Genomic DNA, 21,807 nt, shown 5'->3' with positions numbered 1-21,807 from the left:
ACCCGATTATTATCGCACATTGGTCGTGGGGGTTGTACCCCTGAATCCAGAGATATTGTTGTTTTTAGGAATAAAGGAGGTGTCGCTTCATAGCGACGAAGCCGGGAGGGAGAAAACAAAAAACCCCGCCTAAGCGGGGTTCAAAATTGGTCGGCGAGAGAGGATTCGAACCTCCGACCCACTGGTCCCAAACCAGTTGCGCTACCAAGCTGCGCTACTCGCCGATGTACTGCTTTTTTGAATTTTTAGTTCAATTCTTTGAGCCGTGGTGCGAGGGGGGGGACTTGAACCCCCACGTCCGTAAGAACACTAACACCTGAAGCTAGCGCGTCTACCAATTCCGCCACCTTCGCATTTCACAACTCTAAATAATGGGGTGGCTAATGGGATTCGAACCCACGACAACTGGAATCACAATCCAGGGCTCTACCAACTGAGCTATAGCCACCACTGTATTCTTTCACGCGGCCCTGCCAACTTCACAGACCACCGCAGCTCAAGCGCCGGGACAAAATGGCGCGCCCGACAGGATTCGAACCTGAGACCTCTGCCTCCGGAGGGCAGCGCTCTATCCAGCTGAGCTACGGGCGCTTAGCGCCGTTGCGGGGGTGGATAATACGGACGTCACGCCCCGCTGTCTAGTGCTTTTTTAAAGAAAATGCGTGTTTGGTTATGCTTTGCGCATTTTGTCGCTTATTCCTCCACCTTTTGGGCGGCGGCATGGCGACCAGGACCAAAAAGCGAGTATCCCGCCGTCACGGCCGCAAGGAAGATGGCCCCGACAAACAGCGACATGCGGGTATCCCCATTAAAATACATCCCGATCAAAACACAGATCAGGAACGCCATCGTCAAATAATTCGCCCACGGGAACAACACGGAGCGGAACGGATGGCAGGCAATCGCCTTTTTATGCGCCTGGCGAAAACGCAGCTGGCTAATCAGGATAACGAACCACGGCACCATGCCCGGCAGCACGCTGGCGCTGTACACATACACGAACACGCGCTGCGGGTTCGGGATAATGTAGTTCAGGCATGAGCCGACCAGCAGAATGGCGATAGAGATGGCCACCCCCGCGACCGGTACGCCTGCGCGGGACACTTTACCGACCAATGCCGGAAGCTGGCGGTTATTTGACAACGCGTACAGCATGCGTCCACAGCTGTACATGCCGCTGTTGCAACCGGAAAGCGCGGCCGTCAGCACCACAAAGTTGATGACCCCTGCCGCCGCGGTAATTCCGATTTTGGCAAACGTCAGGACGAACGGGCTGCCGTTGCTGCCAATCTCATTCCACGGGAAGAGAGTGACGATGACGAAAATAGCCCCGACATAGAAAATCAGGATACGCCACAACACTTTGCCTACCGCGCTGCGCAGCGTCACCTGCGGGTTCTTCGCTTCACCGGCGGTGATGCCGATAAGCTCAACGCCCTGGTAAGACGCCACCACGATGCACAGCGCCGTCAGAAAGCCTTTCCAGCCGCCCGCGAAGAAGCCGCCATGTTCGGTCAGGTTGCCAAAGCCAATCGACTGCCCCCCGTTGCCGAAGCCGAAGAAAATCACGCCCAGGCCAACGATAATCATCACGATAATGGTAGTGACTTTAATCATCGCGAACCAAAACTCTATCTCACCGTACAGACGCACGGCGGCGAGGTTAGCAACGGCCACCAGTCCGACGGCGATGAGCGCGGGTATCCATTGCGCCATCTCCGGGAACCAGAACTGAACATAGACGCCTATCGCGGTAATTTCCGAGATACCGACCGCCATCCACATAAACCAGTACGACCATGCGGTAAGATAGCCAAAGAACGGGCTCATGTAACGATGCGCATACACGGCGAAGGAGCCGGTAACAGGCTCCAGGAACAGCATTTCACCCATCGAACGCATAATGAAGAAGACGAACAGCCCGGCGATAATATAGGCCAGCAACACGGACGGCCCCGCCCATTTTAGCGTACTGGCGGAGCCCATAAACAGGCCAACGCCGATCGTACCGCCAAGGGCGATAAGTTCGATATGACGAGCTTCCAGCCCACGCTGAAGCTCCGGTTTTTTCTCTGCCATAAATCCTCGGTTGTGTTTGCTATGGTTCCGGTCTTTGCCGGTTATTATTTTGGGTAAAGATGTTGCCACCGCAGCCCATGCGACATCGGTCGTCTACGTTGACGACTGGCGAAAAAAACGCCGCGGCACTGCAATGGGTGAGCAGATGGTTTCTTAAAATCTATAAAATGGCAAACGACGCGTTAAAAAAATGAATATATTGCCCAAGAATGCAGCAGTTATTGCGGCAAGATGCAGCGCAAATAGCATATTGCGCTGCAAAGGAGAAATTAAAGACGACCGGTGTAGTGCCAGCCAAGGTAACGCAAAAGACGCACCTGACGGGTAATGCGGCTGGGCTGCGACACCAGGCGGTACAGCCATTCGAGCCCCAGATCCTGCCAGACTTTCGGCGCCCGCTTCACATGGCCGGTAAAGACATCATAGGTACCGCCTACCCCCATATACAGCGCCTGCGGATGTACTGCACGGCAATCGCGCATAAAGATTTCCTGCTTTGGCGAGCCCATTGCCACGGTGATGATTTTTGCGCCGCTGTCGCGAATATGTTCAAACACCGCCTGCCGCGCCTGCGGTTTGAAATAGCCGTCCTGGCTGCCGACGATATTCACGTTCCACTGTGTCCGCAGCTTCTGCGCGGTTTGCGCGAGCACCTCCGGTTTACCGCCCACTAGAAATACCGGGGTGCCGTCAGCGCCAGCGCGCGCCATCAGTGCCTCCCAGAGATCGGCCCCGGCGACGCGGGAAACATTAGCATCAGGATACTTTTTACGTACAGAACGGACGACGCTTATCCCATCGGCATATTTAAATTCCGCCGCCTCGATGAGCTGCCTGACTTCCGCATTATCTTCAATGGTCAGTATTTTTTCGGCGTTGATGGCCACCAACGTGCCGTATTTCATCGAGCCATCCGCGCAAAGGTAATCCAGCGCATGCTGCATATCCCGCCAGCCGATTAATCTCAGACCGCGCAGGTCATACAACGGCGCAGAAGTATTGTCAGTCATTATTATCCTTAGTCAGACTTGCGACAGCGTCCTTGAGGCTCTGGGTTCCCGTGTGTGAACCAGCCCGGCGCTATCGAGCAACCAGTACAGCAGTTTGGCCATCAGCAGACAGAGACCAAATATCACCAAAAAGAAGACCACGCGTGATACAAACGAATCCAGCCCTTCGCGCGCCAGGACAATCATATTGAAAATAGCGCCGAAGCAGAAACTGTGCAGAACCGCCGCTTTATAGCGATTCGTTTCCTGGTTGCCTAAAGTATACAACCAGTCAAACCACTTAATGATAAACCCTACCGCCACGGCGCCCAGAGGAATAAACCAGACGCCGCCCATCACCAACAGCGAACCAATCAGCGTGGGTGAAATCGCCAGCCCGGAGTGGTTGTTCAGCACTTCCCAGGTGAAGTAGTTGGCGGTGTTCAGCACCATGCCCGGCCTGTCCGGCCACAGCCAGCTGGGAATAAAGACATAGAAATCACGCACGATGGGTGCCAGCCCCTGAAAATCGATCTTGTCGTAATTTTGCAGCAACAGCGCCAGGTTTTCCCAGGGCGAAAAGGTATCCCGCGTCAGGTACAAGAAGGTATAAAACGCCTCGTCGCCGCTGACGTTCAGGCCATAGCGTTTTAGCGCCAGCCAAAACATGCCCACAATACCCAACACACCCGCCGCCGCCAGCATCCATAGCGAGATCCAACCGCGAATAATGCCGATAAACAAGAAGATGGCGAACGCGATAATAATGTTGGCGCGCGTGCCGCCGACAATGACATAGGTCAGCAGGCCAAACGCGACGGTGCTCACAAGGAAGAACAGCCATGCCTTGTAGTCCTGACGCAGAAAGTAAACCACCAGCATCGCCGGAATAAAAAAGTAGAAGAAGCGCTTAAGCGCTACGCCGGAGACATCACTGGAAAAGATCTGGCTGTAGGAGTGCAGTTTAAACAGCAGGAACCCGTTGCGCATAAAGAAAACGCTGACGCAAAGCAGCGCGATAAACGCCAGCATAAACCACATCAGATGGGTTTCCACCCGGTTCATGGTAAACAACGGGCGGCGGGCCGTTTGCACGGAGGCCGGACGCAACCGCGTTTTGTAGGCAACGTAGTAGATAGCGTAAAAACAGACCGCGGAGAGCAGCGCCTGCAGCAAAATATCCGGCGGTGCAACCCCGACATCAAAACGGAACACCAGCGTCATGGACAGCGGAAAACCGAAAAAGAACGTCAGTAAGAACAACAGCGAGAAGAAGACGTTGAAGTTAAAACGTACGCGCCGGAACTCAAACCAGGTTAACGTCGCGATAAACAGCGACGCCAGCAGCCACACCGCAAACAGACCCGTAAACGCCATCAGGCTCATAATGCCTCTCCTGCCGCAACGCGCAGCGCACGATGCCAGGGTTTCAGATAGTTCGGGCGGAAAAAAGCGATCTGGCTTTTATCCACGCAGGCCAGCTGGCGCTGCGCTTCACGCACCACGGCTTCATTAAGCGTATCAGAAGTAAACAATACGGGAATATGCTGCTCCACCATATCCTGCCAGAACGGGTTATCCCGGTTGAGCACGCAGGGGATCCCCATCTGAATCAGCAGGCACAGCGTGCCGATCCCCTGCTGGCGAGGGAACAGGAAATAGCCGAGGGAGCAACGACGCAGCAGCGCCAGATAATCCTCGAACGCCAGGTTTTCGCTGAGGATTTGCAGATTTTCCGGGGAAAATAGCGCCTGCGCGGCCAGGCGTACCTCATTGATGTACGCCTCGTTGTTCGCCGGATATCCCATCGGCACCACCACGGTGGCAGTATCGCCAAACTGCTGATGAATCGCCTTCAGCGCGGCAATATGGTCATTGCTGCGATCGCCGGAATTGCCGACCAGAATGGTCATCTTACCGTCGCGATGGTCAGATGGCGCCGCCGTATTCAGCGTCGGGTCCATTCGCGTCGGGAAATAGAGCAGCTCGCCGCGCACCTTCGGATGCAGGCGGGCAAACAAGGTCAGATCGCCACGGGTGGCAAATACGCAGCCTGCCCGTCCCTGCGCCAGACGGCGCAGCGGATAAAACAGACGGAATTTCAGGCCGCGAGAGACTTCATAGAGGTCCGCGCCCCAAATGTGCCAGTTGAACTGTTCGGGTTTAATACCGCCCAGCAGCAGCGCCAACCACAGACCGGTGTTGAACTGGCCGTGGAAGAAAAAACGCTGTGAGCGGCAGGCTTTCGCCTGGGCGATAACCGCCTGCGCCAGCGCCTTTTTACTCTCCCAGAACGTCAGGGACAGCAGCGGATTCTCGGCGCAAAGTCCATCTTCTTTACCCACCACCATAAACTGCCGGGCGTGCTCGCCGGAGGCCGCCAGTTCATCATTAAAAAACCGCAGAACGGTGCGGTTGTGGTGCGGGATATCCGATCCCAGTACATGTATCAGTGCAGTCATGCCCGTTTACGCCAGATCAAAAACACGCCGCTACAGAGCGTGAAATAAACAATGTAAGTTGCCATATAGGCCTGCGCGGCGCCAACGGCGCCGTGCGCGGGGATAAGCCAGTGCGAAAACGCCGTAAGCAGCGCGAACTGGCTAATTTCCGTCAAAATATAGAAGCGCAGCGACGCTTTGGCGATAACCAGATAGCCATAAACGTAAGCGCCCACTTTCAGTACATCCCCAACCAGCTGCCAGGCGAAGAGATCGCGCATGGCGGTAAATTTTGCGGAGAACAGCAGCCAGATGGCGAAATCGCGCAGAAGCCATACCGTCAGGCTCGCTGCCGCCACCGCAGGCAGGACAAACCTGAGCGATTTCGCAATCTCGCGCGTAATATCGGCTTTGGCGGTTAACCGTGACAGCGTGGGCAGCAAATAGACGCTAAATGAAGCGGTGATAAACTGCAGATAGGCGTCAGAGATACTGCTGACCCCTTGCCAGATCCCGACCTCATCCCAGCTGTAATGCGCCGCCAGCAGGTTACGCATCATCACGTAGGCCACCGGCAACGTCACCGAGGTGATCAGCGCCATCAGGGTAAATTTACCCAACTGGCCCGCAATCCAGCCGTCCCAGCGAAGTCTGAGGTACGCCAGCGGAATAACGTTGCGCTTCGCCAGCATAATGGCGGCCGGAATCACCACCAGCGCCGGCACCAGCGCCAGCCCGAGCAGCGCGCCTTCATAACCGCCAAGACGGTAGCAGAGAAAATACGCCGTCACGCCGATAACGCTACCGGCAATCAGCACCAGCGCGTTTCCCGACGCATCGCGAAATCCTTTCAGCAGCGCCAGTAGCAGGTTCGCCCAGGCGATGCTCATTTGCACCAGCGCCACCAGCCGCACCAGTCCCTGATAGTGGGTATGACCAAACAGCCCCTGGCTGATGGGCGCCGCCGCCAGCACAAAAATCAGCGCCAGCAGGGTCGAAAAGCCGAGCACCATCGCCGACGATGTCCCGACCACGCTGCGCAGGCGCTCCGGTGAATCGTGGTACTGGGCGACGAACTTGGTAACGCCGTTGAAGATACCGGCCCCGGCCAGTACACCGAGCACGGTGACCAGTTGGCGGAAGTTGCCCGCCTGACCGACGCCCGCCGGACCATACGAGACCGCCAGCAGCTTTACGACCAGCAGGCCCGCGCCAATTTTGACCAGTGTGGACGCGGCCGTCCACACTGAAGCTTTAGCCAACGACATATCAGGAGAAATAACTCAGAAGCGAGTTGATTACCGTACGCTGGTTCACCGGCGACAGGTTGTAGAACAGCGGCAGGCGAAGCAGGCGCTCACTTTCCTGCGTCGTATAGCGATCTTCGCCGTGGAAATAGCCGAAGGTTGCCCCCGCCGGAGACGCATGCAGCGGGATATAGTGGAATACCGCCAGAATCTCGGCTTCTTTCAGCCAGTTAATCAGCGCGCTGCGATCGTCGTTATCGCGCAGCTTGATATAGAACATATGGGCATTGTGTTCGCAGCCCGCCGGGATGGTCGGCAGTTCGATGCGTCCGGCATCCGCCAGCGGTTTCAGCGCCTGATAATAGGTATTCCAGAGCGTCACGCGCTGTTGGTTAATCCGGTCCGCGGCTTCCAGCTGCGCCCACAGGTATGCCGCCTGCAGATCCGCCATCAAGTAACTGGAGCCGATATCGCGCCAGGTGTATTTATCGACCTGCCCGCGGAAGAACTGGCTGCGGTTGGTGCCCTTTTCACGGATCACTTCCGCACGCTCCACCAGCGCGGGATCGTTAATCAACGTCGCGCCGCCTTCACCGCCCGCAGTGTAATTTTTGGTCTCGTGGAAGCTATAGCAGCCGATATGGCCAATCGTCCCCAGCGCCTGTCCTTTCCAGGTCGACATCACACCCTGCGCGGCATCTTCCACCACAAACAGGTTGTATTTATCGGCGATTGCCATAATGGCGTCCATCTCGCAGGCCACACCCGCGTAGTGCACCGGTACAATGACCCGGGTTTTGTCGGTGATCGCTGCTTCAATCAGCGTTTCGTCGATATTCATGGTGTCGCGGCGGATATCGACAAACACAATCTTCGCCCCGCGCAGCACAAACGCATTGGCGGTTGAAACAAAGGTGTAGCTCGGCATGATCACTTCATCGCCAGGCTGAATATCCAGCAGCAGCGCCGCCATCTCCAGCGAGGCGGTACAGGACGGCGTCAGAAGCACCTTGGCGCTGCCGAAACGCTGCTCCATCCACTGCTGACAGCGGCGCGTAAAACCGCCATCGCCGCAGAGCTTGCCGCTGCCCATTGCAGACTGCATGTAGTCGAGTTCGGTGCCTACCACCGGCGGTGCGTTAAATGGGATCATCATGTCACCTGTATAGCCAGTAAGCGGTGCTGACGATATTCGCCCCGCTTTGAATGTAACGTTTAAGTGCGGCGGTATTGCTCATCTGGGTCGCCACACGCAGCGTTGAAAGCCCTCGCTGGTGCGCCCAACCTACCGCCGCATTCATCAGCGCTTCGCCCGCGCCGCGCCCGGCGAGCAGGCCGATACGCGCTTCGTCGCACGCCAGTTGACGCAGCGAAACAAAGGCGGTGATATCGCCCGCCGCATCGCGAAACACCAGACACTCGTGATCAAAGGTGCCGCGTACGGCATTTTCAATCCACTGCGCGTAGAAGCGCCCGCTGGCGTCATCGGCATACCAGGGCGCACGGAAACGGCTGAGCGCAAAGGCCCTGGCAGCCAGTTCGCGCAGCTGCGGGATATCCCGCGCTGTCGCAACCTCTGCCCGCGTGTCGCCGCGCTCCCTGACCGGCAGGGCCAGATCGGCTTCACCTTCGACCAACTGGAACCCGAGATGCTGTAGCGCATCAAGTTGTTCCACCTGCGAGGCGGGGATTTTGGCCTGCACCCGAGCCCAGGGCGACAGCGCCTCTGGCGTCACCACCGGCGCATGCTCCGCAAAACGCAGGATGCTGCTGTTAGTCGCAAAGAACTGGTTTTCCCAGCTCAGTGGTTCAATATTGGCGAGGACGAGCACGGAGTAACTCCAGCAAATATTGACCGTACCCCGTTTTAACCAGTTGACTTGCGGCACGCTTCACGCCCTCATCATCCAACCAGCCATTACGCCAGGCAATTTCTTCCAGACAAGCGATTTTAAAGCCTTGACGCTTTTCCACAGTCTGAACAAACATGCTTGCTTCAATCAAACTATCGTGAGTTCCGGTATCAAGCCAGGCAAAACCACGGCCAAGCAGTTCGACTGTTAAAGCCCCTTCATCAAGATACATCTGGTTGATTGAGGTAATTTCCAGTTCACCTCGTTCAGAAGGCTTGACTCGCTTCGCGTACTCCACAACGTTATTGTCGTAGAAATATAATCCTGTAACGGCCCAGTTAGATTTTGGTTGCTTTGGCTTCTCTTCCAGCGAAATTGCCTGGAAATTATCATCAAACTCAACGACGCCGAAACGTTCTGGATCCATCACCTGATAGCCAAATACCGTGGCGCCGGATGTCCTTGATGCCACACTTCGTAACTTTGGACTAAAGCCTTGCCCGAAGAAAATGTTATCCCCTAACACCAGACAAGTAGGTTCCCCGGACAAAAATGTTTCACCGATGATAAATGCCTGTGCCAATCCATCCGGACTCGGTTGCTCAGCGTAATGAAGAGAAATACCAAACTCAGAACCATCACCCAGCAAGCGCTGAAAATAGTTTTTATCCTCTGGGGTTGTGATGATTAAAATCTCGCGGATCCCTGCCAGCATTAATACCGACAGGGGATAATAAATCATGGGTTTGTCATAAATCGGCAGCAGTTGTTTTGACACACCGCGCGTGATGGGATGCAACCGGGTCCCTGATCCTCCCGCCAAAATGATGCCTTTCATTTGCTCTCCCCGGCGTTAACCTTTCAGACCCAAACGCTCACCCTGATAGCTACCATCAAGCACCTGCTTCCACCACTTATCATTAGACAGGTACCACTGCACTGTCTTACGCATGCCGCTTTCAAAGGTTTCTTTCGGTATCCACCCCAACTCGCGTTCTATTTTTGCAGCATCAATAGCATATCGAACATCGTGGCCTGGGCGGTCAGTAACAAAGGTGATCAAATCCTGGTAATGAGCGACACCTGCGGGCTTCTGCGGCACAAACTCTTCCAGCAGTGCGCAGACCATGTGCACAACCTCAATGTTTTTGCGCTCGTTATGCCCACCGATATTGTAGGTTTCACCTGCCTGACCCCGCGTCGCTACCTGATATAAAGCCCGTGCATGGTCTTCTACGTAAAGCCAATCTCGTACCTGCTGACCATCGCCATAAACGGGTAGCGCTTTACCCGCCAATGCATTAAGAATCATCAAAGGAATGAGTTTCTCCGGGAAGTGGTATGGCCCGTAGTTATTGGAGCAATTCGTGACCAGTGTAGGTAAACCGTAGGTTCGTGACCAGGCTCGTACGAGATGATCGCTACCTGCTTTTGACGCTGAATAGGGACTACTTGGTGCATAAGGCGTTGTTTCAGTGAAAAAGTTATTGCTATTGTGCAAATCGCCATAGACTTCATCAGTTGAAATATGATGGAAGCGAAAGTCCCTTTTTTTTCCATCAGGCAAGGTGCTCCAAAAGGAACGAGCGGCTTCCAGAAGCGTGTAAGTACCAACAATGTTGGTTTCAATGAACGCAGCCGGACCGTCAATAGAACGATCAACATGACTCTCTGCCGCAAGATGCATAACGCACTCTGGCTGATAGGTGGCAAATACCTGGTCCAGCACCTGCCTTTCACAAATATCCACTTGTGCAAAAGCAAATCTCGGGTTCCGGGCAACAGGTGCAAGCGATGCCAGGTTGCCGGCATAAGTCAGCTTATCAACAACCATCACGCTATCAGTCGTTTCGTTAATGATATAACGAACAACCGCAGAACCTATAAATCCTGCCCCACCGGTTACCAGTATCCTGCTCAACGCCATACCCCCTTGGTATCGACAATGAACGCCTGTTCTACGCGGTCGCCGCTGACGGCCTTAAATGCTTTATGGTCCACCAGCATAACCAGCACATCGGCTGAACGCAGCGCCTCTTCCAGAGAGACGAACGTGCACAGTCCCTCCAGTTTCACTGGCAGGCGATGTACATTAGGCTCTACCACCTGGGTCGTCCCGCTGTGCCAGCGCGCAATCTGCCCGGCGATTTCCATCGCCGGGCTTTCGCGTAAATCGTCAATATTCGGCTTAAAAGAGAGGCCAAAGCAGGCGATGGTCAGTTCGTTCGCCCGTTTTCCGCTGGCCATCAGGCAGTCCGCCACGGCGGATTTCACCTGGTTAATCACCCAATGCGGCTTATGATCGTTCACCTCACGCGCGGTGCGAATCAGCTGCGCCTGTTCAGGATTTTGCGCCACAATAAACCACGGGTCGACCGCAATACAGTGGCCGCCGACGCCCGGCCCCGGCTGCAGAATGTTGACGCGCGGATGGCGGTTGGCGAGGCGAATCAGCTCCCACACGTTAATGCCCTGATCGGCGCAAATCAGCGACAACTCATTGGCAAACGCGATATTGACGTCGCGGAAGCTATTTTCCGTGAGCTTGCACATTTCCGCCGTTCGCGCGTTAGTGATAACGCATTCGCCTTCCAGAAAAATATTATACAACTCGCTGGCGCGCGCCGAGCACGCTGGGGTCATACCGCCAATCACCCGATCGTTCTTTATGAGTTCGACCATCACCTGCCCCGGAAGCACACGCTCCGGGCAGTAAGCGATATTCACATCGGCCAGTTCCCCCACCTGCTGCGGGAACGTCAGGTCCGGACGGATTTCCGCCAGCCATTGCGCCATCTGCTCCGTTGCGCCCACCGGTGATGTTGATTCGAGGATCACCAGCGCGCCTTTTTTCAGTACTGGCGCTATCGATTTTGCGGCGGCTTCAACGTACGCCATATCCGGTTCGTGATTGCCCTTAAACGGCGTCGGTACGGCAATCAGCCATGCATCCGCTTCAACCGGCGTGGTGCTGGCGGTCAGATAACCGCCGGTCACTGCGGCTTTCACCGCCTTATCAAGCTCCGGTTCAACAATATGGATTTCACCACGATTAATGGTGTCTACTGCATGCTGATTGATATCTACACCCACCACCTGTTTACGCCGTGATGCGAACGCTACCGCAGTTGGTAGCCCGATGTAGCCCAGGCCAATCACAGAGATGGTCGAAAAATTCATAACGTTACCTGATTATTTTTAAGTGCTGACAAAATGCGTGCGCAGGCTTGTCCGTCGCCATAAGGGTTATGCGCGCGGCTCATCGCCTGGTATTCCTTGTCGTCGCGAAGTAAACGCGTGACTTCGTCGACAATACGTTGTGTATCGGTCCCCACCAGACGCACCGTTCCTGCATCGATGGCCTCCGGGCGTTCGGTCGTCTCGCGCATGACCAGAACCGGCTTGCCGAGCGACGGCGCCTCTTCCTGAATGCCGCCGGAGTCGGTGAGAATAAGCCACGCGTGGTTCATCAACCAGACAAACGGCAGATAGTCCTGGGGCTCAATCAGAACCACATTCTCCACATGGCCCAGAATACGGTTTACCGGTTCGCTGACGTTCGGGTTGAGATGTACCGGGTAGACAACCTGCACATCAGGATGGGTCGTGGCGAGCGTCGCCAGCGCCTGGCAAATATGCTCAAAGCCGCTGCCGAAGCTTTCCCGGCGGTGGCCGGTGACCAGAATCGTCTTTTTACCGTTATTGAGGAACGGATAGCGCGCCGTCATCTCCGCGCGCAGCGACGCTTCGCTCAGCACGCTGTCTCGAACCCAGAACAGGGCGTCGATCACCGTATTGCCGGTGACTACAATCCGCTGCTCCGGGATATTTTCCCGCAGCAGGTTTTCACGCGAAGTGGTCGTCGGCGCAAAGTGCCACGCCGCCAGATGTCCGGTCAGCGAGCGGTTAGCCTCTTCCGGCCAGGGCGAGTAGAGGTTGCCGGTACGCAGGCCCGCTTCAACGTGCCCCACAGGAATACGCTGATAAAACGCCGCCAGGCTCGCCGCCATGGTGGTGGTGGTGTCGCCATGGACCAGGACAACGTCCGGCTGGAAAGACTCCAGCACCGGTTTAAGCCCTTGCAGGATCTTGCAGGTAATTTCCGTCAGCCCCTGGCCTGAACTCATGATGTTGAGGTCATAGTCCGGCACAATGGCAAACAGCTTCAACACCTGATCGAGCATCTCCCGATGCTGCGCGGTTACGCATACTTTCGCCTCAAAATGAGGATCCTTTGCTAACGCATGAACCAGAGGCGCCATTTTGATAGCTTCTGGCCGAGTGCCAAATACAGTAAGTACTTTCACATCGCTTCTCTTCGATTAGATGATAAAGGCAAACCACCCTTCAATGTGGGGAAGACACTAGTACTCACGGCGGCGCGCCAACGCAACGCCAGCGCCGATGAGCCCACCAACAATGCCCCACATCACCATCAGAAACGTACGGCGAGGGCTGTCGCGTTTTACAGGTTCCTCAGGAGTACGCAAATAGCGATAGGTCTGAAAACGCGGGTCCAGCGTCGGCCCCACGTTCAGCGTCGTCAGCATGGCGCGGTTTTGATCATAATCGAGATCAAACGCTGGCCCGACTGCCTGCAGATTTTCCAGTCGCGCCTGCAGCATGGGTCGCCCTAACAAGAAAAGCTCGGAATCCGGTAACTCTTCGGCGGGCACATCGGTCGCGCTGCGCGACAGGTTGTGCTGCTGCGCGACCTTCAGCGCTTCCTCGATGCTGTGCACCTGACGGTCAAAAATCGCCTGCGCCACCGCCTCCTGGCGCTTCACCTGCGCCTTGAACTGGATAGTGCGTGCCGCCCATGCGCCTTTCAGCTCTTCGTTGAGATGACCGGCAGCGCGTTGGCTGGCGAACGCCACATACTGACGCAGCAGGTTATTCGCATCCGGCGCGGTCTCCGCCACCAGCTTCACGCTGTCGCTGATACTTTTTGCCGTATCGCCCGGGGTGTACAGAATATCGCTTATCATATCATCCAGCAGCGCCGCATCCGCTCTTGAATTTCCCGACATCCGCTGCTTGTAGTAATCCGTTTGCAGCCAGAAGTCGCGGCGGGTATCCCATGACGCCAGCTGCATGATGAACTCTTTGTAGGCTTCGTCCATCACCGTGGGCTGCCCGGCGATGGCCGGATTCATTTTGTTATCCAGATTACGCAAGAACTGCTGCTGGGAATAATATCCCCCCAACATGTTCACCGTCGGACGGTCCGTAATGGCCGTCGCGCTCCACTCCTGGCGGGCGAAAAAGGTATACACGAGCACCACCAGCGCAAACAGCAGCGCTATCCCCACTATCCAGCGTTTTCCCGCCCATAACGTACGAAACAGACCGCGAATATCCAGCTCATTTTCAGCGTTTGCTGAGTGTGCATCCGGTAATGGTTGAGTCATCGTTCTTCCAGTTTTACTTGGTTAATTTTGGCGTCTTACCGCTGTTTCGGCGAATTCTGCGCTTCACGCGTTTGATAAACCGCGCCACTTTCCATGCGCGTTTAATGCAGTATCCGTACAAGAAAAAGGCAAAGAAAAACAGGATCAACATGACCCATTCAGGAATGACGTGCGTATATTCACCAGCCACGCCAATCCCCGCTAACAGCGCAGCCGCCAGCGTAATTAGCACAAACGCCTGACGGGAGGTAAACCCGGCGCGCATGATCAGATGATGAATGTGCTGGCGGTCAGGCGAGAAGGGACTCATGCCTTTACGAAGGCGGCGGAACATAATCGCCACCATGTCCATCAGCGGAATAGCGATAATCCACAGCGCAGTGACCGGGCTTATCGGGTGCGTCACGCCCTGGGTGGTTTCCATCAGGATCCAGATGACCGTGAAGCCAATCAGCGTACTGCCCGCATCGCCCATAAATACTTTATAGCGACGACCAAGCACGCCGAGGTTAAGCATGATATAGGGGACGATGGCGGCAATCATGGCAAAACACCACATCGCGAGGTTGGTCTGACCGTCAAACCACAGGATGATCCCAATAGCGGCGAACGAGACGCAGGAGAGCCCGCCCAGCAGGCCATCGATGCCGTCGACCATATTGAATGCGTTAATCGCAGCCCACACGGCAAACAGCGTCAGGAAATAGCCAAACGGCCCCAGCACCAGTTCCCACGAGCCGAAAATATAGCCGAGGCTGCTGAGATACAGCTTGCCGACGACCATCATCACAATACCGACGACCGCCTGAACGGCAGCGCGAATCTTAACGCTGATGTCGTAACGATCATCGAGCGCCCCGACCAGCACCAGAACACCTGCACAGGACAGATATAGCGCAGCGTGAGGGATGTAGTGATCGATAATACTGAAGGTGAAGCATATCCCGGCGTAAACAGAGATCCCTCCCACCAGCGGAATCATCCCCTGATGGCGTTTACGGTAATTGGGTTTATCCACTAAACCCACCTTTTTAGCCGCTTTACGTGCAAAAAAAAGGAATAAGGTTGTGAATAGAAAAATACTGATCAGATCAGCACCCGCTGTCAGTAAATTCACAATTCGTGCTCTCTGCGAAAATTAATAGCGAAAGTATACTCACGAAAGCGCTTCTCCTGAAGAGGAATACAGGGGAGAAATAGATGGATTTATCTGTTTCTTAATCAGAAAACACCATGGCCGCTTGTGATGTGCAAAATTTATCACCACGTTTCTGTCGTTATTACATTCACGCCATGTATTAGAAAAACAAAAACGCCACGCAAAAAAAGACGTGGCGTTTTCTAACCGGCGGTTTTTACGAACGTTTCATCATATCGAAGAAATCGTCGTTGGTTTTGGTCATCGCCAGTTTATTAATGAGGAACTCCATGGCATCGATTTCACCCATCGGATGGATGATTTTGCGCAGGATCCACATTTTCTGCAGCTCTTCTTGCGTGGTGAGCAGCTCTTCTTTACGGGTACCGGAACGGTTGTAGTCGATAGCCGGGAAGACGCGTTTTTCAGCAATCTTACGAGACAGGTGCAGTTCCATGTTGCCTGTACCTTTAAATTCTTCGTAGATAACTTCGTCCATTTTGGAGCCGGTATCGATAAGCGCCGTCGCGATGATGGTCAGGCTGCCGCCCTCTTCCACGTTACGCGCCGCACCGAAGAAACGCTTCGGACGATGCAGGGCGTTCGCGTCCACACCACCGGTCAGTACTTTACCGGAAGCCGGCACCACGGTGTTATACGCGCGCGCCAGACGGGTGATGGAGTCGAGCAGGATGATAACGTCTTTCTTGTGTTCAACCAGACGCTTCGCCTTCTCGATAACCATTTCCGCGACCTGAACGTGACGGGATGCCGGTTCGTCGAAGGTGGAGGCAACCACTTCGCCTTTGACCAGACGCTGCATCTCGGTCACTTCTTCCGGACGTTCGTCAATCAGCAGCACCATCAGCACGCAGTCCGGGTGGTTGTAAGCGATGCTCTGCGCGATGTTCTGCAGCAGCATGGTTTTACCCGCCTTCGGCGGCGCCACAATCAGACCACGCTGACCACGACCAATCGGCGATGCCAGATCCAATACGCGCGCGGTTAAGTCCTCGGTAGACCCGTTGCCACGCTCCATACGCAGACGAGAATTCGCATGCAGCGGCGTTAAGTTCTCGAACAGGATCTTGTTACGCGCGTTTTCCGGTTTGTCGTAGTTAACTTCGTTAACTTTCAACAGCGCAAAGTAGCGTTCACCCTCTTTCGGCGGACGAATCTTACCTGAAATGGTGTCACCAGTGCGGAGGTTGAAACGGCGGATTTGGCTGGGGGATACGTAGATGTCGTCAGGACCGGCGAGGTAGGAGCTGTCTGCGGAGCGGAGGAAACCAAATCCATCCTGCAGAATCTCCAGCACACCATCGCCAAAGATATCTTCGCCACTCTTTGCGTGCTGCTTCAGGATGGCAAAAATGATGTCCTGTTTGCGCATACGGGCCAGGTTTTCTAGCCCCATATTTTCGCCGAGAGTGATCAGCTCAGAAACCGGCGTATTCTTTAATTCGGTAAGATTCATAGTGGTGTGAGGGGTAAATCTCGAACGTATATGTGAATGGTATGGCAGGGTCATCCATGCCTGTTTACGGCTTTCAACTCATGTCTGTACGCGGCCTGGTCATAAGAAAGAACACAGAACTGGAACGACGAGACGGAATAAGCGATAAGCCTGAAATCTTTAAGCCTCACGCGAGTGATACGGGAAGCCTGAGTAAAACCAGATTCAAACTACATTAGGTATGTTTAAAACGAAGTCAACCTTAACTTAGCACGACTTATCGCAGGCGTCCAGCAATCCCTCTATTTTAGGAACCGTGAACGCCGCGATATTGACGCTATCCTCAGGCGAGGTTAGCTTCCAGGAACTCTTTCAGCTGACCTTTGGACAGCGCGCCCACTTTGGTCGCTACGACTTCGCCCTGTTTGAACAGCAGCAGGGTTGGAATGCCGCGGATGCCGTATTTTGGCGCAGTACCCGGGTTCTGGTCGATGTTCAGTTTGGCCACGGTCAGTTTACCGTCGAACTCTTCGGCGATTTCATCCAGAATCGGGGCGATCATTTTGCACGGACCGCACCACTCTGCCCAGAAATCGACGAGGGTCAGCCCGTCAGCCTTGAGTACGTCCGTGTCAAAACTGTCGTCAGTCAGGTGAATAATTTTATCGCTCATAGTTAACTCCGCAGGAATAAGCCTGGTGTGTTGGTGTAGCATTAATCAACATTCAACGCCTCGTTGATGTTGCTTTAGCCAACGAAAGGTTGACGTTATTTCACCGGATACGCTTTCTTAATGCAATAGTAAGCTGATATTCTACCACACTATGAGCAAAACACATTTAACAGAACAGAAGTTTTCCGACTTCGCCCTGCACCCAACGGTGATCGAAGCCCTTGAAAAGAAAGGGTTTCATAATTGTACCCCCATTCAGGCGCTGGCTCTGCCGCTAACGCTTGCGGGTCGTGACGTTGCGGGTCAGGCGCAAACCGGTACTGGCAAAACGATGGCGTTCCTGACGTCAACGTTTCATTATCTTCTTTCTCATCCGGCGATGGAAAATCGTCAGGTGAACCAACCGCGCGCCCTGATCATGGCGCCAACGCGCGAGCTGGCAGTACAGATCCACGCGGATGCCGAACCCCTGGCAAGCGCCAGCGGCCTGAAACTGGGCCTCGCCTACGGCGGCGACGGCTACGATAAGCAGTTGAAAGTGCTGGAAAGCGGTGTCGATATTCTGATCGGCACTACCGGTCGCCTCATTGATTACGCCAAGCAAAACCACATTAACCTGGGCGCGATTCAGGTCGTGGTGCTGGACGAAGCCGATCGCATGTACGATCTCGGCTTTATTAAAGATATTCGCTGGCTGTTCCGCCGCATGCCGCCAGCCAATCAGCGCCTGAACATGCTGTTTTCCGCCACGCTCTCATACCGCGTACGCGAACTGGCGTTCGAGCAGATGAACAACGCCGAGTACGTCGAAGTGGAACCGGAGCAGAAAACCGGCCACCGTATCAAAGAAGAGCTGTTCTACCCGTCGAATGACGAGAAAATGCGCCTGCTGCAAACGCTGCTGGAAGAAGAGTGGCCGGATCGCGCCATCATCTTCGCTAATACTAAGCACCGTTGCGAAGATATCTGGGGCCATCTTGCCGCAGACGGTCACCGCGTCGGCCTGCTGACCGGCGACGTGGCGCAGAAAAAACGCCTGCGCATTCTGGACGAATTCACCCGTGGCGATCTCGATATTCTGGTCGCGACCGACGTTGCCGCTCGCGGCCTGCATATCCCGGCCGTGACCCACGTCTTTAACTACGACCTGCCGGATGACTGCGAAGATTACGTTCACCGTATCGGTCGTACCGGACGTGCTGGCGCCAGCGGTCACTCTGTCAGCCTCGCCTGTGAAGAGTACGCGCTGAACCTGCCAGCTATCGAGACCTACATCGGTCACTCGATTCCGGTGAGCAAGTACAATCCGGACGCGCTGATGACGGGGCTGCCGAAACCGTTCCGCCTGACGCGTTCGCGCCCGGGTAATGGTCCGCGTCGTACCGGCGCGCCACGTAACCGTCGTCGTTCGGGTTAACGAAAATATGCTCAGCACTACCTCGCTCTATGCAGCCATTGATCTCGGTTCTAATAGTTTTCATATGCTGGTTGTGCGCGAGGTAGCAGGGAGCATTCAGACCCTGACCCGAATTAAGCGCAAAGTGCGTCTGGCCGCCGGGTTATCTCACGATAACGTCCTGGCGCCGGAAGCGATGGAGCGCGGCTGGCAATGCCTGCGCCTGTTTGCCGAGCGTCTGCAAGATATCCCCCAGGCGCAAATTCGCGTCGTGGCGACCGCTACATTACGTCTTGCCGTTAACGCCCAGGCGTTTATCGCAAAAGCGCAGGAGATCCTCGGCTGTCCTGTACAGGTCATCAGCGGCGAAGAAGAAGCGCGCCTGATTTACCAGGGTGTGGCGCACACCACAGGCGGCGACGATCGGCGTCTGGTAGTGGATATCGGCGGCGCCAGCACCGAGCTGGTCACCGGCACCGGGGCGCAAACCACGTCGCTGTTCAGCCTGTCGATGGGCTGCGTCACCTGGCTTGAGCGCTACTTCTCCGATCGTAATCTCGAACAAACGCATTTCGATACTGCAGAACAGGCGGCGCGCGATGTGCTGCGCCCGGTCGCCGACGAGCTTCGTCGTCATGGCTGGAAGGTCTGCGTCGGCGCATCCGGCACCGTACAGGCGTTGCAGGAAATCATGATGGCGCAGGGTATGGATGAGCGGATCACCCTTGCCAAGCTGCAGCAGCTTAAGCAGCGCGCCATCCAGTGCGGACGTCTCGAAGAGCTGGAAATTCAGGGGCTGACGCTCGAACGCGCGCTGGTTTTCCCCAGCGGGCTGGCGATTCTTATCGCCATCTTCACCGAACTCAACATCCAGTGCATGACCCTTGCGGGCGGTGCGCTGCGGGAAGGTCTGGTCTACGGCATGCTGCACCTTGCGGTCGATCAGGACATCCGTCGCCGTACGCTGCGCAATATTCAGCGCCGTTTTATGGTGGATACCGAACAGGCGCAACGCGTCGCGCAGCTGGCGTTGCATTTCGCCGATCAGGTGGGCGCGCAGTGGGAGCTGGAGCCGTTAAGCCGTGAGCTGCTGCTCAGCGCCTGTCATCTGCATGAAATCGGCCTCAGCGTTGATTTTAAATACGCGCCGCAGCACGCGGCCTATCTGGTCAAAAATCTCGATCTGCCTGGCTTTACCCCGGCGCAGAAAAAGCTGTTGGCCACGCTGGTGCTCAATCAGACCAGCACCATCGATCTGCCGTCGCTGCACCAACAAAATGCCGTGCCGCCACGGGTTGCCGAACATCTTTGCCGTCTGCTGCGGCTGGTCATTCTCTTCGCCAGCCGTCGCCGTGATGATTTGCTGCCGGAAGTTTCGCTTGGCGCCCACGGCGAAGCGCTGACGCTGCAGCTACCGCAAGGCTGGCTGGAAGAACACCCACTCGGCACCGAGATGGTCGAGCAGGAAAGCCAGTGGCAAAGCTACGTTCACTGGCCTCTGGAAATAGCGTCCCCCTCTTCCTGAGTGAGACAATAACGTTTACTTCTCTTTCGCCTTTGCCAGCATCGCGCGAATATTGGCGACGTTGGCCTGCCCTTTGTGCATTCGCTCCTCCGGCGTCACCACTTTACGCGCCTGTTCCCAGATAAGATCGTCCTGCGGCAGCTCCAGCAGGAAGCGGCTCGGTTCCGGGCGCACCAGCTCGCCGTACTGGCGACGCTCTTTACACAGGGTAAAGGTCAGTTCCTTCTGCGCGCGAGTGATACCCACGTAGGCCAGGCGGCGCTCTTCATCGACGTTATCTTCATCGATGCTACTCTGATGCGGCAAAAGACCCTCTTCCATTCCCACCAGGTACACATACGGGAACTCCAGACCTTTTGACGCGTGCAGCGTCATCAGCTGCACCTGATCGAGTTCCTCATCGCTCTCCCCTCGTTCCATCATGTCGCGCAGGGTAAAGCGGGTGACGACCTGCGTCAGGGTCATCGGCTCATCCAGGGCGCTGCCTTCCAGCATCTCCGTCATCCAGCCGAACAGCGTGTTGACGTTTTTCATCCTCATTTCCGCGGCTTTTGGGCTCGGCGAGGTCTCGAACAGCCAGGATTCGTAGTCAATACCGTGAATAAGGTCGCGCACCGCCGCAATGGGTTCCCGCTCTGACAGCCGCTGAACCTCGCCCAACCACTGGGTGAAGCGGGTCAGAGAATCATAGCCGCGCCCGGTCAGCGTCTGGTTAAGCCCCATATCGAAGCTGGCGGAAAACAGGCTTTTGTTGCGCGTCGTGGCCCATTCGCCCAACTTTTGCAGCGTCGCCGGGCCAATATCGCGCTTCGGCGTGTTCACAATACGCAAAAACGCGCTGTCGTCGTCCGGGTTGGTCAGTACGCGCAGATAAGCCAGCAGATCCTTAATTTCCGGGCGCGAGAAAAACGAGGTGCCGCCCGAGATGCGGTACGGAATGCGGTTTTGCATCAACAGCTTTTCAAACACCCGGGACTGGTGGTTCCCGCGGTACAGGATGGCGTAGTCCTTGTACTGGGTTTTGTTGATAAAGTGATGCGCAATAAGCTCCCCGGCCACCCGCTCGGCCTCATGTTCTTCATGGTTGGCGCTCAGCACTTTGAGTTCCACGCCATAGCCCAGCTCGGAAAAGAGTTTCTTTTCAAACACGTGCGGATTGTTGGCGATCAGAATGTTCGCCGCTTTCAGAATGCGCCCGGACGATCGGTAGTTCTGTTCAAGTTTAATCACCTGCAACGCCGGAAAGTCCTGGCTTAACAGCACCAGGTTTTGCGGACGCGCGCCGCGCCAGGAGTAAATAGACTGGTCGTCATCGCCCACCACGGTAAAGCGGGCGCGGCTCCCCACCAGCAGCTTCACCAGCTCGTACTGGCTGGTGTTGGTATCCTGGTATTCATCCACCAGCAAGTAGCGGATTTTGTTCTGCCAGCGCTCACGCACCTCGGCGTTACGCTGCAACAGCAGCGTCGGCAGCAAAATAAGGTCGTCAAAATCCAACACGTTGCAGGCCTTCAGGTGCGCATCGTACAGCCCGTAGCAGTGGGCGAAAATGCGATCGCGCTCGCCAGACGCGCCAGCGGCGGCCTGCGCCGGGGTTTT

Annotated in this window: 18 protein-coding genes and 4 tRNA genes; 2 read left to right on the top strand and 20 right to left on the bottom strand. The window is 55.6% G+C overall.

The genetic code is table 11. The features are described from left to right. Positions 1-147: 147 nt before the first annotated feature. The 19 genes from JO226_RS22625 to trxA form a co-directional block, all read right to left on the bottom strand. A tRNA-Pro gene (locus tag JO226_RS22625) sits at positions 148-224 on the bottom strand. Positions 225-266: 42 nt separating this feature from the next. Continuing rightward, positions 267-353: transfer RNA gene (locus JO226_RS22620), tRNA-Leu, on the bottom strand. Positions 354-372: 19 nt separating this feature from the next. Continuing rightward, positions 373-448: transfer RNA gene (locus JO226_RS22615), tRNA-His, on the bottom strand. Positions 449-514: 66 nt separating this feature from the next. Continuing rightward, positions 515-591 (bottom strand) — tRNA-Arg (locus JO226_RS22610). A gap of 102 nt (positions 592-693) precedes the next feature. Then, positions 694-2,079 (bottom strand): amino acid permease, encoded by a 1,386-nt coding sequence (locus tag JO226_RS22605; RefSeq protein WP_296407738.1) that lies wholly within the window; start codon positions 2,077-2,079, stop codon positions 694-696. A 269-nt stretch (positions 2,080-2,348) separates the two neighbouring features. After that, entirely contained in the window at positions 2,349-3,089 is a 741-nt protein-coding gene (gene wecG, locus JO226_RS22600) for a lipopolysaccharide N-acetylmannosaminouronosyltransferase (protein WP_296407736.1), read from the bottom strand. Positions 3,090-3,101: 12 nt separating this feature from the next. Continuing rightward, positions 3,102-4,454 carry an ECA oligosaccharide polymerase gene (wzyE, locus tag JO226_RS22595; protein ID WP_296407734.1) on the bottom strand — a complete coding sequence of 451 codons (1,353 nt, stop codon included), beginning with the start codon at positions 4,452-4,454 and terminating at the stop codon, positions 3,102-3,104. After that, entirely contained in the window at positions 4,451-5,530 is a 1,080-nt protein-coding gene (locus JO226_RS22590) for a TDP-N-acetylfucosamine:lipid II N-acetylfucosaminyltransferase (RefSeq protein WP_296407731.1), read from the bottom strand. Before JO226_RS22590 ends, wzyE begins: the two co-directional genes overlap by 4 nt. Continuing rightward, entirely contained in the window at positions 5,527-6,777 is a 1,251-nt protein-coding gene (gene wzxE, locus JO226_RS22585) for a lipid III flippase WzxE (protein WP_296407729.1), read from the bottom strand. Before wzxE ends, JO226_RS22590 begins: the two co-directional genes overlap by 4 nt. A 1-nt stretch (position 6,778) precedes the next feature. Beyond that, positions 6,779-7,909 (bottom strand): dTDP-4-amino-4,6-dideoxygalactose transaminase, encoded by a 1,131-nt coding sequence (rffA, locus tag JO226_RS22580; protein ID WP_296407817.1) that lies wholly within the window; start codon positions 7,907-7,909, stop codon positions 6,779-6,781. Positions 7,910-7,913: 4 nt separating this feature from the next. Next, entirely contained in the window at positions 7,914-8,588 is a 675-nt protein-coding gene (gene rffC, locus JO226_RS22575; protein WP_296407727.1) for a dTDP-4-amino-4,6-dideoxy-D-galactose acyltransferase, read from the bottom strand. Beyond that, positions 8,566-9,447, bottom strand: coding sequence for a glucose-1-phosphate thymidylyltransferase RfbA (rfbA, locus tag JO226_RS22570; protein ID WP_296407725.1), 882 nt, complete (start codon positions 9,445-9,447; stop codon positions 8,566-8,568). The genes rffC and rfbA overlap by 23 nt, the downstream gene beginning before the upstream one ends. A 15-nt stretch (positions 9,448-9,462) precedes the next feature. Further along, positions 9,463-10,530 (bottom strand): dTDP-glucose 4,6-dehydratase, encoded by a 1,068-nt coding sequence (gene rffG / locus JO226_RS22565; RefSeq protein WP_296407723.1) that lies wholly within the window; start codon positions 10,528-10,530, stop codon positions 9,463-9,465. After that, positions 10,527-11,789, bottom strand: a complete 1,263-nt coding sequence (wecC, locus tag JO226_RS22560) for a UDP-N-acetyl-D-mannosamine dehydrogenase (RefSeq protein ID WP_296407721.1) — start codon at positions 11,787-11,789, stop codon at positions 10,527-10,529. The genes rffG and wecC overlap by 4 nt, the downstream gene beginning before the upstream one ends. Next, on the bottom strand, positions 11,786-12,916 hold the full coding sequence (gene wecB / locus JO226_RS22555; protein WP_296407718.1) for a non-hydrolyzing UDP-N-acetylglucosamine 2-epimerase: 1,131 nt from the start codon (positions 12,914-12,916) through the stop codon (positions 11,786-11,788). Before wecB ends, wecC begins: the two co-directional genes overlap by 4 nt. Positions 12,917-12,973: 57 nt before the next feature. Beyond that, positions 12,974-14,020 carry an ECA polysaccharide chain length modulation protein gene (wzzE, locus tag JO226_RS22550; RefSeq protein ID WP_296407716.1) on the bottom strand — a complete coding sequence of 349 codons (1,047 nt, stop codon included), beginning with the start codon at positions 14,018-14,020 and terminating at the stop codon, positions 12,974-12,976. Positions 14,021-14,033: 13 nt separating this feature from the next. After that, positions 14,034-15,137, bottom strand: coding sequence for a UDP-N-acetylglucosamine--undecaprenyl-phosphate N-acetylglucosaminephosphotransferase (gene wecA / locus JO226_RS22545; RefSeq protein WP_296407714.1), 1,104 nt, complete (start codon positions 15,135-15,137; stop codon positions 14,034-14,036). 238 nt (positions 15,138-15,375) lie between these two features. After that, positions 15,376-16,635, bottom strand: coding sequence for a transcription termination factor Rho (gene rho, locus JO226_RS22540; protein WP_002437993.1), 1,260 nt, complete (start codon positions 16,633-16,635; stop codon positions 15,376-15,378). A 322-nt stretch (positions 16,636-16,957) separates the two neighbouring features. Beyond that, entirely contained in the window at positions 16,958-17,287 is a 330-nt protein-coding gene (gene trxA, locus JO226_RS22535; RefSeq protein WP_013368191.1) for a thioredoxin TrxA, read from the bottom strand. Positions 17,288-17,438: 151 nt separating this feature from the next. Here trxA and rhlB point away from each other — a divergent pair, with 151 nt between their 5' ends. Further along, positions 17,439-18,704 carry an ATP-dependent RNA helicase RhlB gene (gene rhlB, locus JO226_RS22530; protein WP_296407676.1) on the top strand — a complete coding sequence of 422 codons (1,266 nt, stop codon included), beginning with the start codon at positions 17,439-17,441 and terminating at the stop codon, positions 18,702-18,704. A gap of 7 nt (positions 18,705-18,711) precedes the next feature. After that, positions 18,712-20,208: a guanosine-5'-triphosphate,3'-diphosphate diphosphatase gene (gene gppA, locus JO226_RS22525; protein WP_296407814.1), complete on the top strand. Its 1,497-nt coding sequence runs from the start codon at positions 18,712-18,714 to the stop codon at positions 20,206-20,208. 15 nt (positions 20,209-20,223) lie between these two features. Here gppA and JO226_RS22520 read toward each other — a convergent pair. Continuing rightward, positions 20,224-21,807 (bottom strand): 3'-5' exonuclease (locus JO226_RS22520; RefSeq protein WP_296407675.1); only part of this gene is annotated, 1,584 nt, incomplete at its 5' end.

The sequence above is a fragment of the Pluralibacter sp. genome (assembly GCF_019237635.1).
GTDB lineage: Bacteria > Pseudomonadota > Gammaproteobacteria > Enterobacterales > Enterobacteriaceae > Enterobacter_B.
This window is presented reverse-complemented; position numbering and strand designations above follow the sequence as displayed.

Coding starts and splice junctions, on each gene's coding strand:
- JO226_RS22605 (WP_296407738.1), bottom strand. CDS start 2,079: ATGGCAGAGAAAAAACCGGAGCTTCAGCGTGGGCTGGAAGCTCGTCAT.
- wecG (WP_296407736.1), bottom strand. CDS start 3,089: ATGACTGACAATACTTCTGCGCCGTTGTATGACCTGCGCGGTCTGAGA.
- wzyE (WP_296407734.1), bottom strand. CDS start 4,454: ATGAGCCTGATGGCGTTTACGGGTCTGTTTGCGGTGTGGCTGCTGGCG.
- JO226_RS22590 (WP_296407731.1), bottom strand. CDS start 5,530: ATGACTGCACTGATACATGTACTGGGATCGGATATCCCGCACCACAAC.
- wzxE (WP_296407729.1), bottom strand. CDS start 6,777: ATGTCGTTGGCTAAAGCTTCAGTGTGGACGGCCGCGTCCACACTGGTC.
- rffA (WP_296407817.1), bottom strand. CDS start 7,909: ATGATCCCATTTAACGCACCGCCGGTGGTAGGCACCGAACTCGACTAC.
- rfbA (WP_296407725.1), bottom strand. CDS start 9,447: ATGAAAGGCATCATTTTGGCGGGAGGATCAGGGACCCGGTTGCATCCC.
- wecC (WP_296407721.1), bottom strand. CDS start 11,789: ATGAATTTTTCGACCATCTCTGTGATTGGCCTGGGCTACATCGGGCTA.
- wzzE (WP_296407716.1), bottom strand. CDS start 14,020: ATGACTCAACCATTACCGGATGCACACTCAGCAAACGCTGAAAATGAG.
- rho (WP_002437993.1), bottom strand. CDS start 16,635: ATGAATCTTACCGAATTAAAGAATACGCCGGTTTCTGAGCTGATCACT.
- trxA (WP_013368191.1), bottom strand. CDS start 17,287: ATGAGCGATAAAATTATTCACCTGACTGACGACAGTTTTGACACGGAC.
- rhlB (WP_296407676.1), top strand. CDS start 17,439: ATGAGCAAAACACATTTAACAGAACAGAAGTTTTCCGACTTCGCCCTG.
- gppA (WP_296407814.1), top strand. CDS start 18,712: ATGCTCAGCACTACCTCGCTCTATGCAGCCATTGATCTCGGTTCTAAT.